The organism is Halomonas sp. 25-S5, assembly GCF_029889845.1.
Classification (GTDB): Bacteria; Pseudomonadota; Gammaproteobacteria; order Pseudomonadales; family Halomonadaceae; genus Halomonas.
In genome coordinates this window covers 1-17,350 of record NZ_JARANV010000026.1, presented here as the reverse complement: position 1 = coordinate 17,350, position 17,350 = coordinate 1, and the positions used below count along the sequence as shown (strand labels likewise).

The 17,350-nt window shown below is 67.9% G+C and carries 13 protein-coding genes; 5 read left to right on the top strand and 8 right to left on the bottom strand.

The features are described 5' to 3' along the window. Positions 1 to 2: 2 nt before the first annotated feature. From infB to pnp, 5 genes are all read left to right on the top strand, one after another. Positions 3 to 2,531, top strand: a complete 2,529-nt coding sequence (gene infB / locus OP498_RS15605; RefSeq protein ID WP_280548886.1) for a translation initiation factor IF-2 — start codon at positions 3 to 5, stop codon at positions 2,529 to 2,531. Between the two features lie 18 nt (positions 2,532 to 2,549). Then, positions 2,550 to 2,966, top strand: coding sequence for a 30S ribosome-binding factor RbfA (rbfA, locus tag OP498_RS15600; RefSeq protein ID WP_280548888.1), 417 nt, complete (start codon positions 2,550 to 2,552; stop codon positions 2,964 to 2,966). Further along, positions 2,966 to 3,883, top strand: coding sequence for a tRNA pseudouridine(55) synthase TruB (truB, locus tag OP498_RS15595; protein ID WP_280554312.1), 918 nt, complete (start codon positions 2,966 to 2,968; stop codon positions 3,881 to 3,883). The genes rbfA and truB overlap by 1 nt, the downstream gene beginning before the upstream one ends. A 79-nt stretch (positions 3,884 to 3,962) precedes the next feature. Then, positions 3,963 to 4,232, top strand: a complete 270-nt coding sequence (gene rpsO, locus OP498_RS15590) for a 30S ribosomal protein S15 (RefSeq protein WP_280554310.1) — start codon at positions 3,963 to 3,965, stop codon at positions 4,230 to 4,232. Between the two features lie 161 nt (positions 4,233 to 4,393). Continuing rightward, entirely contained in the window at positions 4,394 to 6,526 is a 2,133-nt protein-coding gene (gene pnp / locus OP498_RS15585; protein WP_280554308.1) for a polyribonucleotide nucleotidyltransferase, read from the top strand. A gap of 168 nt (positions 6,527 to 6,694) precedes the next feature. Here the strand turns inward: pnp and OP498_RS15580 are convergent, their stop codons facing one another. From OP498_RS15580 to OP498_RS15545, 8 genes are all read right to left on the bottom strand, one after another. After that, positions 6,695 to 7,876, bottom strand: coding sequence for an acetyl-CoA C-acetyltransferase (locus OP498_RS15580; RefSeq protein ID WP_280548896.1), 1,182 nt, complete (start codon positions 7,874 to 7,876; stop codon positions 6,695 to 6,697). A gap of 209 nt (positions 7,877 to 8,085) precedes the next feature. Next, positions 8,086 to 8,466, bottom strand: a complete 381-nt coding sequence (gene panD, locus OP498_RS15575; protein ID WP_280548898.1) for an aspartate 1-decarboxylase — start codon at positions 8,464 to 8,466, stop codon at positions 8,086 to 8,088. Positions 8,467 to 8,502: 36 nt separating this feature from the next. Continuing rightward, a complete protein-coding gene (panC, locus tag OP498_RS15570; protein WP_280554307.1) occupies positions 8,503 to 9,351 on the bottom strand; it encodes a pantoate--beta-alanine ligase in 849 nt (282 codons plus the stop codon). A 25-nt stretch (positions 9,352 to 9,376) separates the two neighbouring features. Further along, positions 9,377 to 10,168 (bottom strand): 3-methyl-2-oxobutanoate hydroxymethyltransferase, encoded by a 792-nt coding sequence (gene panB / locus OP498_RS15565; protein ID WP_280554306.1) that lies wholly within the window; start codon positions 10,166 to 10,168, stop codon positions 9,377 to 9,379. 115 nt (positions 10,169 to 10,283) lie between these two features. After that, entirely contained in the window at positions 10,284 to 10,781 is a 498-nt protein-coding gene (gene folK, locus OP498_RS15560) for a 2-amino-4-hydroxy-6-hydroxymethyldihydropteridine diphosphokinase (RefSeq protein WP_280554304.1), read from the bottom strand. Beyond that, positions 10,778 to 12,175: a polynucleotide adenylyltransferase PcnB gene (gene pcnB / locus OP498_RS15555; protein WP_280554303.1), complete on the bottom strand. Its 1,398-nt coding sequence runs from the start codon at positions 12,173 to 12,175 to the stop codon at positions 10,778 to 10,780. Before pcnB ends, folK begins: the two co-directional genes overlap by 4 nt. Positions 12,176 to 13,002: 827 nt before the next feature. Beyond that, the gene (locus tag OP498_RS15550; protein ID WP_280548909.1) at positions 13,003 to 14,391 is read right to left on the bottom strand and encodes a sigma-54 dependent transcriptional regulator; all 1,389 of its coding nucleotides are present in this window, start codon (positions 14,389 to 14,391) and stop codon (positions 13,003 to 13,005) included. After that, the gene (locus OP498_RS15545) at positions 14,369 to 17,104 is read right to left on the bottom strand and encodes an ATP-binding protein (protein WP_280554302.1); all 2,736 of its coding nucleotides are present in this window, start codon (positions 17,102 to 17,104) and stop codon (positions 14,369 to 14,371) included. Before OP498_RS15545 ends, OP498_RS15550 begins: the two co-directional genes overlap by 23 nt. Positions 17,105 to 17,350: the final 246 nt, after the last annotated feature.

Here is a 17,350-nt window from a genome sequence, read left to right as displayed (position 1 = left end):
TAATGTCAGAAATGACCGTTAAGGATTTTGCAGCGAAGGTGGGGCGCGATGTGCCTCGCCTGCTGGAGCAGATGAAGGAAGCCGGGCTTGGTCAGAAGGCCGAGAGTGACGCCGTGTCCGAGGAGGACAAGCGTCAGCTACTCGACTATCTCACCAAGAGCCATGGCGGCAGCGGCGCGGGGGCGAAGAACCGCATCACCCTGACGCGCAAGACGCGCAGCCGCATCAAGACCGGTGAGCGCGGCAAGAGCATCGAGGTGCAGGTGCGCAAGAAGCGCACCTACGTCAAGCGTGCCGAGGAAGAGACCACGCCGGAGCCGGTGGAAGACGCCGGGCCGCGCCAGCTGGTGGGCGACATGGCCGATTCCCAGCAGGCCCAGGCCGCCAAGGATGCTCGCGAGGCCGAGGAAGCCAAGGCGCGTGCCGCCGAGGAGTCCGCCCGCGAGGCCGCGGCCAAGCTCGAGGCCGAGAAGGCTGCCGTCGAACCCGAGATTCCGGTGCCGGAGCTCGACACCACCCCGCCCGCGGAGGAGCCCCCGGCCCCGCCCAAGGAGGGACGTCCCGAGTCGCGCCGCGCCGCCGTCAAGAAGGCCACCACCAAGGCCGGCACCGGCAAGAAGGGCCGTGGCGAGCGTGACGAAGAGGATCGTGGTGATCGCGAGGAGCGTCGCCGTGGCGGCAAGAAGGCCAAGCGCGCCGAGCGTCGTGGCGGCCGCCGCGGTGGCCCCAGCCAGGGCGGTGGCGGCAAGCACGGCTTCCAGAAGCCGACCCAGCCGATCGTCCGCGAGGTCTCCATCCCCGAGTCGATCAGCGTCGCCGACCTGGCCGACAAGATGTCGATCAAGGCGAACGAGGTCATCAAGGCCATGTTCAACATGGGTGCGGCGGTGACCATCAACCAGACCATCGACCAGGACACCGCGGCCATCGTGGTCGAGGAGATGGGCCACAAGCCCAAGCTGGTCAAGGACGATGCGCTGGAGACCGAGGTCCTCGAGGGCATCTCCTACGAGGGCGAGGAGATCACCCGCTCGCCGGTGGTCACGGTCATGGGTCACGTCGACCACGGCAAGACCTCGCTGCTCGACTACATCCGCAAGGCCAAGGTGGCCACCGGTGAAGCCGGCGGCATCACCCAGCACATCGGTGCCTACCATGTGGAGGATGATCACGGTGGCGTGACCTTCCTGGATACCCCGGGCCACGCGGCGTTCACCGCCATGCGTGCCCGCGGTGCCAAGGCCACCGACGTGGTCGTGCTGGTGGTGGCCGCCGATGATGGCGTCATGCCCCAGACCATCGAGGCGATTGAGCACTCGCGCGCTGCCGAGGTGCCGATGGTGGTCGCGGTCAACAAGATCGACAAGCCGGGTATCGACCTGGACCGGATCAAGAACGAGCTCTCCCAGCATGGTGTCATCTCCGAACAGTGGGGTGGCGACACCCAGTTCGTGTATGTCTCCGCGCACACCGGCGAGGGCATCGAGGAGCTGCTGGAATCCATCCAGCTGGTCTCCGAGGTGCTCGAGCTCAAGGCCGTCCCCGAGGCGCCCGGCAAGGGCGTGGTGGTCGAGTCGCGCCTGGACAAGGGGCGCGGTCCGGTGGCCACGGTGCTGGTCCAGAACGGTACCCTGAAGAAGGGCGACATCGTGCTGGCCGGCCTGCACTACGGCCGTGTCCGTGCGCTGACCAACGAGCTGGGCAAGCAGGTCGACGAGGCCGGTCCGTCCAGCCCGGTGGAGATCCAGGGCCTGGGCGGCACGCCCGAGGCGGGTGACGACTTCATGGTGCTGGCCGACGAGAAGAAGGCCCGCGAGGTCGCCAACTTCCGTCAGGGCAAGTACCGCGAGGTGCGCCTGGCGCGTCAGCAGAAGGCCAAGCTGGAGAACATGTTCAGCCAGATGGGCAAGGACGTTGCTGCCAAGCTCAACATCGTGCTCAAGGCCGACGTCCAGGGTTCCCTGGAAGCCATCAAGGGCGCCCTGGAAGAGCTCTCTACCGACGAGGTGGAAGTGGCCGTGGTCTCTTCTGGCGTGGGTGGCATCACCGGTACCGACGCCAACCTGGCGCTGGCCAGTGACGCCATCGTGGTCGGCTTCAACGTGCGTGCCGATGCCGCTGCCCGCGAGATCATCGAGCGTGAAGGCCTGGACCTGCGCTACTACAGCGTCATCTACCAGCTGATCGACGAGGTCAAGCAGGCCATGAGCGGCATGCTGGCACCGGAGTGGAAGGAAGAGATCGTCGGCGTGGCCGAGGTTCGTGATGTCTTCCGTGCACCCAAGATCGGTGCCGTGGCCGGCTGCATGGTGGTCGAGGGCACCGTTCACCGCAACAAGAAGATCCGTGTGCTGCGCGACAACGTGGTCATCTACGAAGGCGAGCTCGAGTCGCTGCGCCGCTTCAAGGACGACGTCCAGGAAGTGCGCAACGGCATGGAGTGCGGCATCGGCGTGAAGAACTACAACGATGTCCAGGTCGGCGACAAGATCGAGGTCTTCGATCAGGTCAAGGTCGAGCGGACCCTCTAAGGCCCCTAGGAGTCGACCATGCGGGAATTCAAGCGTACCGACCGGGTTGCCGACCAGCTCCAGAAGGAGCTGGCGGTGCTCATCCAGCGCGAGGTCAAGGATCCACGGCTGGGCATGGTTACCGTCAGCGGCGTCGAGGTCAGCCGTGACCTTGGCTATGCCGACGTCCACGTGACTCTGCTGGGCGAGCAGACCCCGGAGCGCATCAAGGAGAACCTGGCGGTGCTCAAGCGGGCCGCCGGTTTCCTGCGCAGCCAGATCGCCCGGCGGATCAAGCTGCGCCATGTGCCGGAACTGCGCTTCCACTACGACGAGAGCGTGGTGCGCGGCCAACGGCTGTCGTCGCTGATCGACGAGGCTGTCGCCAGCGACCGCGACCTGCATGACGAGGCGTCGGAGGACGACGCCTCCGAGGGCGGGAGCGAGCGCGACTGATGGCACGGCGACGTCGCGGACTGCCGGTGAACGGTGTGCTGCTGCTGGACAAGCCTGCAGGGGCGTCCAGCAACCATGTCCTGCAGCGGGCGAGGCGCCTGTTCCAGGCCCAGAAGGCAGGCCATACGGGAACCCTGGATCCCATGGCCACCGGCTTGCTGCCGATGTGTTTCGGTGAGGCGACCAAGTTCTCCGCCCACCTGCTGGAGGCCGACAAGGTCTACCGCACCCGGGTGGAGCTCGGCGTGATCACCGACACCGGTGATGCCGAGGGCGAGGTGGTCGAGCGCCGCGAGGTGCCCCGCCTGACCGAGGCCGATGTGGCGGGCGTGGTCGCGCGCTTCCGCGGTGAGATCGATCAGGTGCCGCCGATGTACTCGGCACTCAAGCACCAGGGGCGCAAGCTCTACGAGCTGGCCCGCGAGGGCAAGTCGATCGAGCGTGCAGCCAGGCGCGTGACGGTGTATGATGCGCGCCTTCTTGCCCATGCCGACACCGCCTTCGAACTCGAAGTGCGCGTCAGCAAGGGCACTTATATCCGTACCCTGGCCGAGGACATCGGCCAGGCCCTGGGCTGCGGAGCGCACATCAGCATGCTGCGCCGCCTGGCGACGGGCCCCTTCACGAGCGAGGGCATGCTGACCCTCGACGCGCTGGAGGCCTTGCCCGGCCAGGCCGAGCGCGAGGCGGTGCTACTGCCCGTCGACGTGTTGGTCGACCACCTGCCGCGGCTCGAGGTCGATGCCGCGGCGGCCAGCCGACTGACCCATGGCCAGTCGGCTCGGGTCGAGGCCGGCGAGCTGGCTGGGGGCGAGACGGCAAGACTCTACTGCGACGGGGCCTTCCTAGGTCTCGGCGTGGTGGCGGGGCCACAGGAGATGGCGCCGAAACGGCTGCTGAGCAGCGCAGCCGATTGAAGGAAAAGACGCCCGAGACTGCAAATATGCGTGGTCTCACACACTTATCATTCAGGCATATTGATTACTGGAGAGACAGATGGCACTGACAGCCGAGCAGAAGTCCACAATCGTCAGCGAGTACGGCCGTGTCGAGAACGACACCGGTTCCCCCGAAGTGCAGGTGGCCCTGCTGAGCGCCAACATCGATGGCCTGCAGGATCACTTCAAGACCAACAAGCAGGATCACCACTCCCGTCGTGGCCTGATTCGCATGGTCAACCAGCGCCGCAAGCTGCTGGACTACCTGAAGCGCAAAGATTTCGAGCGCTATCAGTCGCTTATCCAGAGACTGGGCCTGCGTCGCTAAGCGACGCATCCCACGCGGTAACGAAACGGGCAGCCTTCGGGCTGCCCGTTTCGCGTCAAGGGGCGGAAATCTCGCTAACCGGTGGCCGCTGCGGGCGTCAACCCCTAAAATGGTCGCCGAGTCAAAACGAACCAAACATCGAAAAGTTGAAGGAAGTCGCCGTGAATCCGGTCAAGAAAACGTTTCAGTACGGTCGCAGCACCGTCACCCTGGAAACCGGGCGCATCGCCCGCCAGGCCACCGGTGCCGTGATGGTCACCATGGACGACACTGTGGTGCTGTGCACCGTGGTGGCCAAGAAAGAGGCCAATCCTGCTCAGCCCTTCTTCCCGCTGGGGGTGTTCTATCAGGAGAAGACCTACGCGGTCGGCAAGATTCCCGGCGGCTTCTTCAAGCGCGAGGGGCGTCCCACCGAGAAGGAGACCCTCACCTCGCGGCTGATCGATCGCCCGATCCGTCCGCTCTTCCCCAAGGGCTTCATGAACGAGGTGCAGGTGGTCTGCTCGGTGCTCTCCACCGACCGCAACCATGACCCGGACATCGCCGCGATGCTCGGCACCTCCGCCGCCCTGGCCATCTCCGGCGTGCCCTTCAGCGGGCCGATCGGCGGCGCGCGCGTGGGCTTCACCGAGGACAATGGCTACTTCCTCAACCCCACCGTCGAGGAGCTGACCGGCTCCGAGCTCAACATGGTGGTCGCCGGAACCGAGAAGGCGGTGCTGATGGTCGAGTCTGAGGCCAACGAGCTGCTCGAGGACGAGATGCTCGGCGCCGTGCTCTATGCCCATCAGGAGATGCAGGTGGCCATCCAGGCCATCAATGAGCTGACCGCCGAGGCCGGCAAGCCGAAGTGGGACTGGCAGCCCCCCGCCGAGAACGCCGCACTCAAGGGTGCCATGGTCGATGCCTTCGAACAGAAGGTCGGCGAGGCCTATCGCATCACCGACAAGATGGCCCGCCAGGATGCCCTCGCCGCCCTCAAGGAGCAGGCGGTCGGGCAGTTCGCCGGCGAGGAAGAGGGCAAGCACGACGCGGACGAGGTCAAGGGCGCCTTCGCCGGCCTGGAGAAGCGCGTGGTGCGTTCGCGGGTGGTCAAGGGCGAGCCGCGCATCGACGGGCGCGACCACAAGACCGTGCGTCCGCTGGATATTGAGGTCGGCACCCTGCCCAAGACCCATGGCTCGGCGATCTTCACCCGCGGCGAGACCCAGGCGATCGTCATCGCTACGCTGGGCACCCTGCGCGACGCCCAGCTGATCGAGTCGCTGGAGGGCGAGCGCAAGGACCGCTTCCTGCTGCACTACAACTTCCCCCCCTACAGCGTGGGCGAGACTGGCTTCATGGGCGGTCCCAAGCGCCGCGAGATCGGCCACGGCCGCCTGGCGCGCCGCGGTGTGCAGGCGATGCTGCCCGACGCCGCCGACTTCCCCTACACCATTCGCGTGGTTTCCGAGATCACCGAGTCCAACGGCTCGAGCTCCATGGCCTCCGTGTGTGGCGCGTCGCTGGCGCTGATGGACGCTGGCGTGCCGATGAAGGCCCCGGTGGCCGGCATCGCCATGGGCCTGGTCAAGGATGAGGACGGCTTCGCGGTGTTGACCGACATCCTGGGTGACGAGGACCACCTCGGCGATATGGACTTCAAGGTGGCCGGCTCCGCCGCCGGCGTCACCGCGTTGCAGATGGACATCAAGATCGAGGGCATCAACGAGGAGATCATGGAGGTGGCCCTGCAGCAGGCCTATGACGCCCGCCAGCAGATCCTCGAGCAGATGAGCGCGGTGATCGCCCAGAGCCGTGCCGAGGTCTCCGAGAACGCGCCTTCCATGGCGACCATCAAGATCGACCCGGAGAAGATCCGCGACGTCATCGGCAAGGGCGGCGCCACCATCCGCAAGATCTGCGAGGAAACCGGCGCCTCCATCGACCTGGACGACGACGGCACCGTGCGCATCTACGCCGAGGACAAGTCGGCGGCCAAGGCGGCCATCGACACCGTGCTGGCGATCACTGCCGAGCCCGAGATCGGCAAGCTCTACCGCGGCAAGGTGGTGCGCATCGCCGACTTCGGCGCCTTCGTCAACATCATGCCGGGCACCGACGGCCTGGTGCACATCTCCCAGATCGTGCCGGAGCGGGTCAACGACGTGCGCGACTTCCTCAACGAGGGTGACGAGCCCATCGTCAAGGTGCTCGACATCGACAACCGCAACCGGGTGAAGCTCACCATCAAGGAGATGACCCCGGAAGAGAAGGCGGCGTTCGAAGCCGCTGAGGCGGAGCCTCAGCTTTGAGCTGTAAGCCTTAAGCCGTAAGAAAAACCCTCCATGGTCCAGCCGTGGAGGGTTTTCCAATTGAGGGTGGCAAACCAAGGAGAAGCCCTTGTGGAACTCGTCCACACGGGCTTCTCAATAGTGCTTACAGCTTACAGCTTACAGCTTACAGCTCGCGCGCAGCGCGGCTTAGCGCTCGATGGCCAGCGCCACGCCCTGGCCGCCGCCGATGCACAGCGTCGCCAGGCCCTTCTTGGCATCGCGGGCGATCATCTCGTGGACCAGGGTCACCAGGATGCGGCAGCCGGAGGCGCCGATGGGATGGCCGATGGCGATGGCGCCACCGTTGACGTTGATCTTGCTGACATCCCAACCCAGCTCCTTGTTGACGGCGAGGGCCTGGGCGGCGAAGGCCTCGTTGGCCTCGACCAGGTCCAGATCGTCCAGGCTCCAGCCGGCCTTCTCGAGGCAGCGCCGAGTCGCCGGGGCCGGGCCGATGCCCATGATCGAGGGGTCGACGCCGGCATTGCTGTAGGCCTTGATGCGGGCCAGCGGCTCGAGGCCCAGCGCCTTGGCCTTGTCGGCGGAGCAGAGCATCACCACGGCGGCCCCGTCGTTGATGGAGGAGGCGTTGCCGGCGGTGACGGTGCCGTCCTTCTTGAAGGCCGGACGCATGGTGCCGAGCTTCTCGGCGCTCACGTCACGCGGGCCCTCGTCGGTGTCGAAGACCAGCGGGTCGCCCTTGCGCTGGGGGATCTCCACCGGGACGATCTGGCCCTTGAACTTGCCCTCCTTGATGGCCGCGCTGGCCTTCTGCTGGGAGCCGGCGGCGAACTCGTCCATCGCCTCGCGGGTGATGCCGTACTTCTCCGCCAGGTTCTCGGCCGTGATGCCCATATGGTAGTTGTTGAAGGCATCCCACAGGCCGTCGTGGACCATGGTGTCGATGGCCTTCCAGTCACCCATGCGCTGGCCGGTACGCGAGTTGGGCAGTACGTGGGGCGAGGCGGACATGTTCTCCTGGCCGCCGGCGAGGATCAGCTCGGCATCGCCGCAGCGGATCGCCTGGGTGGCCAGGTGCAGGGCCTTGAGGCCCGATCCGCAGACCTTGTTGATGGTCATGGCCGGCACGGCATCCGGCAGGCCGGCCTTGATGGAGGCCTGGCGGGCGGGGTTCTGGCCGACCCCGGCGGTGAGCACCTGGCCGAGCAGTACCTCGTCGACCTGGTCCCCGGCGACGCCGGTGGTGGACAGGATGTCCTTGATGACATGGGCACCCAGGTCGCTGGCGGGAATGCCGGCCAGGGAGCCACCGAAGGTGCCGACGGCGGTGCGGCGAGCGGCAACGATTACCACGTCTTGGTCTTGCATGGGCTGAGCCTCCTGAGCGTGTTATACGGCATCGCGGTCGTGTCGGAAAACGGCCGGCGTCGGGCCGGTTTTCCACCAAGGCCGGAGACCCAGCATAGGGGAGGCTTGTGCGTCGCGGCAATGTTTCCATGGCCGAATGCGCGGGGAGGCGCCGGGGAGAGGGCAAGGCGGGCAGTGCGGCACCCCGCGGGGTGCCTGGCAGGCGGGTGTCAGGCCAGCTGTACGGGGATGGCGTTGCTGGTGTGGCTGATGACATTGCCTTCCTGGAGGTAGACCAGGGCCGGCGCGTGCGCCTCGAGTTCCGCGTCGCTGTAGTGGGCATAGCTGCAGATGATCACGCGCTGCCCTTCACTCGCCAGGTGAGCCGCGGCACCGTTCACCGAGATGATCCTCGAGCCCTCTTCCGCGCGGATGGCGTAGGTGGTGAAGCGTTGCCCATTCTCGACGTTGTAGAGCTGGATCTGCTCGTTCTCGCGGATACCGGACAAGTCGAGCAACTCGCCGTCGATGGCGCAGGAGCCCTCGTAGTTGAGCACGGCATGTGTGACACGGGCCATGTGCAGCTTGGCCTTGAGCATGATGGTCTGCATGAAGCGAAGGTTCCTCTGTGTGACGGCGCCAGGCCCTCAGCGTGGCAGGGTCAGGCTCAGGTTATCGATCAGTCGGGTCGGGCCCAGGCGCGCCGCGGCGAGTAGCACGGCGTCGCGGGTGATCGCGGTGACCGGCTCCAGGTCGGTGGTGCGAAGCTCCAGATAGTCCGGCGCGAAGCCGGCCTCCCTCAGCCGGGCGAGGCCGTCGGCCAGGGTGTCGTCGCTGTCGGCGCCGGCCTCCAGGGCATCGCGTAGCGTGCACAGGGTGCGGTAGAGCGCCGGGGCAGTGGCGCGCTGGGCGGCATCCAGGTAGCCGTTGCGCGAGGAGAGGGCCAGGCCGTCTGCGGCGCGCACGATGGGCACGCCGACGATCTCCACGGGGACGTGAAGGTCGGCCACCAGGCGGCGGATCACCGCCAGCTGCTGGTAGTCCTTCTCGCCGAAGCAGGCCACATCGGGCTGCACCAGGTGGAAGAGCATGGTGACGATGGTAGCGACGCCATCGAAGTGCCCGGGCCGGTCGCCACCGCAGAGCCCCTCGCTGACCTCGGGCACGCAGACCCGGGTCTGGGCCGCCAGGCTACGCGGGTAGACGGCCGTCGTCGCGGGGGCGAACAGCAGGTCGCAGCCGGCCGCCTCGAGCTGCGCCTGGTCCTCGGCGAGGGTGCGCGGGTAGGCGTCCAGGTCCTCGCCGGCACCGAACTGCAGCGGGTTGACGAAGATGGTCGCCACCACCACGTCGCCTCGGCGACGCGCCTGTGCCACCAGGGCCAGGTGGCCGTCGTGCAGGTTGCCCATGGTCGGCACCAGGGCGACGCGCTGGCCGCGGCGCCGGCACTCGTTCAGGGCCTCGCGCAGGGGCGGAATCTCTCGCAGGGTACGCATCACGGCGAGCTCCTCGAAACGCGGCTTAGAAGCAGTGTGCTTGGGCGGGGAAGCGACGGGCCTTGACGTCCTCGTGGTAGCGGCGGAAGGCGCCCGGGATATCGTCGGCATCCACCATGAAGTTCTTGACGAAGCGCGGCGTGCGGCCGTGGGTCACCCCCAGCACGTCGTGCATCACCAGAATCTGGCCATCCGTGTCGGGGCCGGCGCCGATGCCGATCACCGGCACCTCCAGCGCCGCGCTCACCGCGCGGCCCAGGCTTGCCGGCACGCACTCCAGCAGGATCACCGAGGCGCCGGCCTCGACCAGCGCGCGGGCATCCTCGAGGATCCGGGTCGCCTGCTCGGCCTCGCGGCCCTGCACCTTGTAGCCGCCCAGCCGATAGACCGACTGGGGCGTCAGGCCGAGGTGGGCGCAGACCGGCACGCCACGCCGGGTCAGCTCGCGGATGCCGTCGGCCATCCAGGCCTCGCCCTCGACCTTGACCAGCTCGGCCCCGGCGCGCATCAGCTCGCCGGCATCCTGGAGCAGGCGCTCGGTGCTCGAGTTGCTCATGAAGGGCAGGTCGACCATCAGCAGGCTCGCGCCCTTGCCGCGGGCCACGCAGCGGGTGTGGTAGCAGACCTCGTCGAGGGTCACCGGCAGGGTGCTGGCGTGGCCCTGCAGGACCATGCCCAGGGAGTCGCCCACCAGCAGCACCTCGATGCCCGCCTCTCCGGCCGCCCGGGCGAAGGAGGCGTCGTAGGCGGTCAGGCAGCTGAACGGCTCACCGGCGCGCTTGAAGGCCTGCAGCGTGCTCAGGGTGACGGTTTTCATGGCGTGCTCTCATCGTCGGGTCGTGGGAGGCCTCTGGCGGGCCTGCCTCGGTGTAACCTGAGATTGTTACCCGAATCATGCCGAGGTGTCGATAGGTAACAGTGCGGAGTGTTCCTCAGTCCTGCGGTAACACCGGCCGCAGGTTTCGGGTGTCGAGCCCGGCGGCCAGTTTCGCCAGGGGCTGACCGTCGAATACCAGGCTCGGGGCCAGCTCGGCCAGCGGGACCAGCACGAAGGCGCGCCGGGCCATCTCCGGGTGGGGCAGCGTCAGCCGTGGCAGCGTGACCCGCTGGTCATCGAAGAGTAGCAGGTCCAGGTCCAGGGTCCGGGGGCCCCAGCGCCGGCGGCGTACGCGGCCATGGCGCTGTTCCAGGGCCTGCAGCTGGTCGAGCAGGGCGAGCGGCGAGAGCCGCGTCGCCAGGAGTGCCACGGCATTGATGTAGTCGGGCTGGTCGGCGGGTCCCAGCGGCGCGCTGGCATAGAGCCGCGAGGCGGCGATGCGACGGGTCAGGGGGAGGCGGTCGAGCTCGCCAAGGGCGCGCTCGACATGCGCCCGCGGGACGTCGAGGTTGCTGCCCAGGCCGATCCAGGCATGCTGCCGCGGCGGGCTCATGTGTCGCTCGCGGGGCCCCGTGGCTTGCGGCGGCGACGCCGGCGCTTGCGTGGCTGGCCGCTGCCCGCCGGGTCGGCGCCGACCTTGCCCAGCAGGCGGCGCTGCTCGTGCTCGTCGGCCTGCTGGAAGGCGGTCCACCAGTCACCCAGGCCGGGTTCGAGCTCGCCGGCGCCTTCGCGCAGCAGCAGGAAGTCGTAGGCGGCCCGGAAGCGCGGGTGCTCGCGGGTCTGGAAGACGCGCTTGCCGCGGCGTAGCGGCAGCCGCTGCTGCAGGTCCCAGATGTCGCGCATCGGCAGGCTGAAGCGCTTGGGGATGGAGATGTGCTGGAGCTGGCGCGAGACCACCTGCTGGGACGCCGCCTGGAGTGCGGGGATGGGCGGCATGCCATCGGCCTCGAGGATCGCTTGGCGCTGCTGGACGGGGGCCCAGAGCAGGGCGGCGAACAGGAAGGCCGGGGTCACCGGGCGGTCCTCGGCGATGCGCCGATCGGTGCTCTCCAGCGCCAGCTCGACCAGGCGCTCGGCCCAGGGCAGCTCCTCCATGGCCTCGTCGGCCTCGGGGAAGAGCATCGCGAACAGGCCGTAGCGGCGCAGCAGCTGGAAGGTGACGACCCCGTGGCCGGCCATGAACAGCTTGAGGATCTCGTCGAACAGCCGGGCCGGCGGAATCTGCAGCAGCAGCGGCGCGGCGTCGTGGATCGGCGCCTCGGTGGCCGGGTCGAGGTGGAAGTCGAGCTTGGCGGCGAAGCGCACCGCCCTGAGCATCCTCACCGGGTCCTCGCGATAGCGGGTGGCCGGGTCGCCGATCAGCCGCAGGGTGCGGGCCTCGATGTCGTGCACGCCGTCGGCGAAGTCGTGGATCGAGAAGTCGGCGATGCTGTAATAGAGGGCATTGACGGTGAAGTCGCGGCGCAGGGCGTCTTCCGCGATGTTGCCCCAGACATTGTCGCGCAGTAGCAGGCCATCGTCCGACTGCTGGGAGATATGGTCGGCATGGTCATCGCCCGGCTTGCCCCGGAAGGTGGTGACCTCGATCACCTCGCGACCGAAGCGGACATGCACGATGCGGAAGCGCCGGCCGATGATGCGCGAGTTGCGGAACAGGTCCTTGACCTGCTCCGGCGTGGCATCCGTGGCGACATCGAAGTCCTTGGGCATGTGGCCGAGCAGCGCATCGCGGATACACCCGCCCACCAGGAAGGCCTGGAAGCCTGCATTGTGAAGCCGGTAGAGCACCTTGAGGGCGGCGTCGCTGAAGTGCTGACGCGAGACAGGGTGTTCCTGGCGGGGAATGATGCGCGGCCCGGTGCTGCCGGCCGGCGCATCCTGAGGGCCGAATAGCGACTTGATGCGCTCGCCCGGACTCTGCAAAAAGCGGGTAAAACCTTTGATCATGCGACGATATCGACTCGCGGGACGCGGAAAGCGTTGAGTGTAGCGGACCACTGACACCTTGCAAAGCGCGACACGGTGGCGGGGAGCTTACGGAAAGCAGAAAGGGGAGGCCATTGGCCTCCCCTGTAAGCAGGATGCAGCATCCCTGCTGCTGATTCTTCTTCGTGATGGCGCATCGCCCTGAATACGCACCACAGTCACCAAGGAGTGTTCAGGCAAGCGGTGTTGTTATGTTTGTTGGTGCTCCTGACGGCGACCGTCTCGTATTCAAAACAATAGTCCAACCACGACGGCATGGAATATGCCTCCTCCCGGCTTGTTGATGTTGTTGCCGAGAGTGCACCTCGACGGCCATTTGTCATTGTTGGTCGGCCGTGCCCGGGTGCGTCGCGTCCTGATGGCTCCGGTGCTTCGAGCAACTTGTTGTTGTTGGGGCCCGAAGGCCTCGCGCCGTGCCGATGCTGTTCTTGTTGTCGGCAAGCGCCGAAGTCGTAGGGGCCCGGGTGTCTTGTTGTTGGCGGGTCGGGCCCTGTCACGCCTGGCTGCCCTGTTGTTGTTGTTGGCAGTGGGTGACGTCCGGATTTGTTTTTCTTGCCCTAGATGTAGCAGGCCGCGTGCCAAAGATTAACAATCTGTTGAAAAACAGATGGTTATTAACAAGTCAAAAAGTTCGCGTCCTGGCGAGGGAGTGGAGTGTTACCCGATTGGCCCCGTCGCGGAGCACTGGCTGTGTGGGAAGGTAACAAAGGGTGCAAGCGGGGTGGCGGGAAGGCAGGCCCGCGGACCATGCCGCGGGTGCTTGCGCCATGGTCGCATGGCCAGGCGCCTCAGCCCGTGCTGCGGCGTGGGCTCTTCTTGCGGGGGATGCCCAGGCGCTGGCGGCGCTCCCACAGGCACTTGCGGCTGATGCCGAGCTTCTGGGCGAGTTCGGTCTCGCTCATCTGGTCCTGGTGCTCCAGCACGAAGTGCTGGAAGTAGTCCTCCAGGGAGAGGTCCTCCACGTCGCCGGCCTCCGGTTCCTCTTGGCCGGTGAGGGCCGGCGCGGGGGCCGGGGACCTGCCCGGCGGCTGGGGCGTCGGCGCGAGCCCCAGGTCGTCGGGATGGATGAGGTGCCCCTCGGCGAGGATCACACCGCGCTCCAGGGCATTCTCCAGCTCGCGCACGTTGCCGGGCCAGGGATAGTCGCGGATGGTGCGCCGGGCGGCCCGCGAGAGTCGCAGCCCGTCGCGCGCGTGGCGCCGGCAGGCCTTCTCCAGCAGGACGTCGGCGATCTCGAGGACATCGTCCTCGCGCTCGCGCAGGGCCGGCAGGTCGATCTGCATCACGTTGAGGCGGTAGTAGAGGTCGAGGCGGAACTCGCCGGTCTTCGACAGGCTCTGCAGGTCGCGGTGGGTGGCGGCGATCAGCCGCACGTCGACATGGCGGGTCTCCACCGAGCCGATCTTGCGGATCTCGCCCTCCTGCAGTACCCGCAGCAGGCGCGCCTGGGCGTCGAGCGGCAGCTCGCCGATCTCGTCGAGGAAGAGGGTGCCGCCATCGGCGGCCTCGACCAGCCCGGTACGCGAGGCACTGGCCCCCGTGAAGGCGCCCTTCTCGTGGCCGAACAGCTCCGACTCGATCAGCGTCTCGGGGATGGCCGCGCAGTTGACGCAGATCAGCGGCGCCTGGGCGCGGTGGCTCTGCTGGTGCAGGGCGCGGGCGACCAGCTCCTTGCCGGTGCCCGACTCGCCCTGGATCAGCACGGTGACATCGGCCGGTGCCGCCTTGCGGATGCGCGTGTAGACCACCTGCATGGCGAGGCAGTTGCCGATCATCGGCTGGCGGGTGCCGCCGGGTTCGGTGATGTCGGGCGGCTCGCCCTGCTGCGAGGCCTGCCGGTGCAGTACCCGGGCCACGGTCTCGAGCAGCTCGTCGTGGTCGAAGGGCTTGGCCACATAGTCCACGGCCCCGAGCTTCAGCGCCTCCACCGCGGAGCGCATGCTGGCGTAGCTGGTCATGATCAGCACCGGCACGGGGGCGGCGTGGGCGATCAGCTCGGTGCCGGGCTCGCCGGGCAACCGCAGGTCGCTGATCACCAGGTCGAAGCCCTGGGGCTCGAGTGCCAGGGCCTCGGCCACCGAGCCGGCCTCGCTGACCCGGTGCTCGTGGCGCTCCAGCAGCCGCTTCAGGGCGCTGCGGATGATGGCTTCGTCTTCAACGATCAGGATCCGGCTCATCGGCGCGTTCACCATGTTCTGGGTTGAGGGGCAGCCACAGGTGGATGCGGGTGCCGTTGGCCTGCCCGGGGGGCGGGGAGTCGATATCGATCTGGCCGCCGTGCTCGGCGATGATGCTGTAGACCAGCGGCAGGCCGAGTCCCGTGCCTTCGCCGGGAGGCTTGGTGGTGGTGAAGGGCTCGAACAGGTGGTCGCGCACCCGCTCGTCGATGCCATGGCCCCGGTCGGTGACGGTCACGTGAAGCCATGCACCCTCGGGGGCGGCATCGATGGTCACCTCGCCCCCGGGGGCGCTGGCGTCGCGGGCGTTGCCGAGCAGGTTGACCATGACCTGCAACAGCCGCTGGGCATCGCCCTCGACCTCGAGGCCGGCCGGGCAGCGGTTATGGTAGCGGATATCCTCCCCCGAGCGGGCGAGGTGGATCAAGTGCAGGGCCTCGTCGGTCAGCGTGTCCAGCGACACCGGGGCGAAGGGCCGGCCGGTCACGTGGCGGCCACCATGGGCGAAGCCCACCAGCGACTCGACGATGCGCGAGATGCGGTCGGTGAGCTGCTGGATCTGGGTGGCGGTCTCCAGCACCTCCGGGTCGTCGGTGTCGTAGCGCAGGTTCTGGGCCAGCGACGAGATCCCGGTGACGGGGTTGCCGATCTCGTGGGCCACGCCCGCCGCCAGCTGGCCGATGGAGGCCAGGCGGGCGGCATGCACCAGCTCGTCCTCCAGCCACTTCATCTCGCTGTGGTCCTCCACCAGGACCACGGTGCCGCCGCGCATCTCCTCATCGGCCGCGAGCTCGGCCTTGTGCAGGCTCAGGTAGCGGGTGGTGCCGTCCAGCGTCACCGCTTGCTTGTAGAGGTGGTCGTGATGCTCGAGGAGCACGCGTCCCAGCAGCGCCCCCCAGGGTGGCGGCAGGCCATCGCGGCGCGAGCCGACCACGCTGCTGCCCTCGATGCCGGAGAGCTCGGCGAGGGCGGCGTTCCACATCAGCAGCTCGTCGTCGACGCCGAAGGCACACAGCCCCACCGGCAGCCGGGTGAGGATGCGGCGGTGGTAGCGGCGCAGGCCGTCGAGCTCCCGGGCAAGGCCGGTCAGCCGGGTGCGATAGGCCTCCAGGCGGCTCTCGACGAAGTGGATGTCGTCATTGGGCTCCAGCCCGCCGCGGCGATAGGGCAGGTGGCGGTCGACGATGTCCTGGGCCACCGAGGGGCCCATCAGCCCCGAGAGGTTGGCCTGGATGCGGTCGCGTAGCCGGCGCAACGCATAGGGGCGGCCATCCAGCGGCGACAGGCCAAGGTCGGTCAGGGCGCGGTCGACCTCGCGACCGGCGACCTCCTCGCCCAAGGCGCGGGCCAGGTGGTGCTTGAACTCCTCGCCGTTGCCGGCCACCAGCGGCAGGCGCTTGGGGCGGATCACCGCATCCACCGAACAGGCCTCGGCGGCGGCCCGCTCGCCGGCGGAGGTCGGTGTGACCAGCGAGACCAGGATGAGGGTCAGGATGTTGGCCGCCAGCGAGGCCAGGGTCACCACGTACCAGACCGGCTCGCCGGCCAGTGCCTCGAGGCCCGGCGGCAGCAGCACCAGGGCCGGGAAATCGGTCAGCAGGGGCACCCAGGTACCGGCGAGCCACACCAGCACCCCCGCCGTCAGCCCGCTGACCATGCCCTTGCGGTTGGCGCCCGGCCAGTAGAGCAGCGCGAGCATGCCCGGCAGGCACTGGGCCATGCCGATGAAGGCGGCCAGCCCCAGGGTGGTGAGGTCGTGGTTCACCCCCACCAGGCGGTAGAAAAGCCAGCCGCCGAGGATCACCGCCACGATCAGGGCGCGGCGCAGCCAGCGCAGCCAACGATAGAGGTCGGGCTGGTCCAGCGGGCGGTGGGCGACCAGCACCAGGTGGTTGAGGATCATGCCCGACAGCGCCAGGGAAATGATGATCATGGTGCCGCTGGTTGCCGCCAGGCCGGCGATGAACACCAGCCCCTGGAGCCACAGCGACTCGGAGAGCCCGTAGGCCAGGTAGGCGGTGCCCAGTCCGCCGGCATCGACCCCCAGGCGCTGGGCGGCCCACAGGATCAGCGGCACCGGCAGCGCCATCAGCAGCAGGAACAGCGGCAGCGTCCAGGCGGCCTGCAGCAGGGTGCGCCGCGAGAGGGTCTCGGCGAAGGTGATGTGGAACATGTGTGGCATCAGGAAGGCCGCGGCGAAGAACAGCAACAGCAGGGTGCGCCACTGGGCCGGGTCGAGGTGGGCGACACTGGCCTGGGCCGCGCGCCCCGGGCCGTCCAGCCAGGCCTGGAGGTCCGCGGGGCCATCGAAGACCACGAACAGCGCGAAGGCCCCCAGTGCCAGCATGGCGATGAGCTTGACCAGCGACTCCAGGGCGATCACCGCGAGCAGGGTGTCGTGGCGGGCGTGGAGCCGGGTGTGGCGGGCGCCGAAGAGGATCGCGAACAGCGCGATCAGCGCGCAGAACAGCAATGCCAGCAGGGCCGGCGAGGCGGTGCCGGTCATCAGGTAGATGGTGTCGCCCAGGGTCTGCACCTGGAGGGCCAGCAGCGGCAGCACGGCCAGCAGGCTGATCAGGGTGATCAGGGTGCCGACCCAGCGTGAGCGGAAGCGGAAGGCGAAGAGGTCGGCCAGCGAGGCCAGCTGGTAGGTACGGGTCATGCGCTGGATCGGCACCAGCAGGACCGGGGCGAGCAGGAAGGCGCCCGCCACCCCCAGGTAGTAGGCGAGGTAGCCGTAGCCGGCATTGCCGGCCAGCTCCAGGCTGCCGTAGATCGCCCAGGCGCTGGCGTAGACCCCCAGCGCCAGGGTGTAGACCGCCGGATGGCGCGCGATGCGCGTGGGGATCGTAAGCGCTCCACAAACCCCATCTTATGCAGCTGAATAACGTCCGTCAGACTGGTGTCACCCAATCCTAAGGAGGACACCATGAACGAGCTGACTTCGACGCAGGCCTAC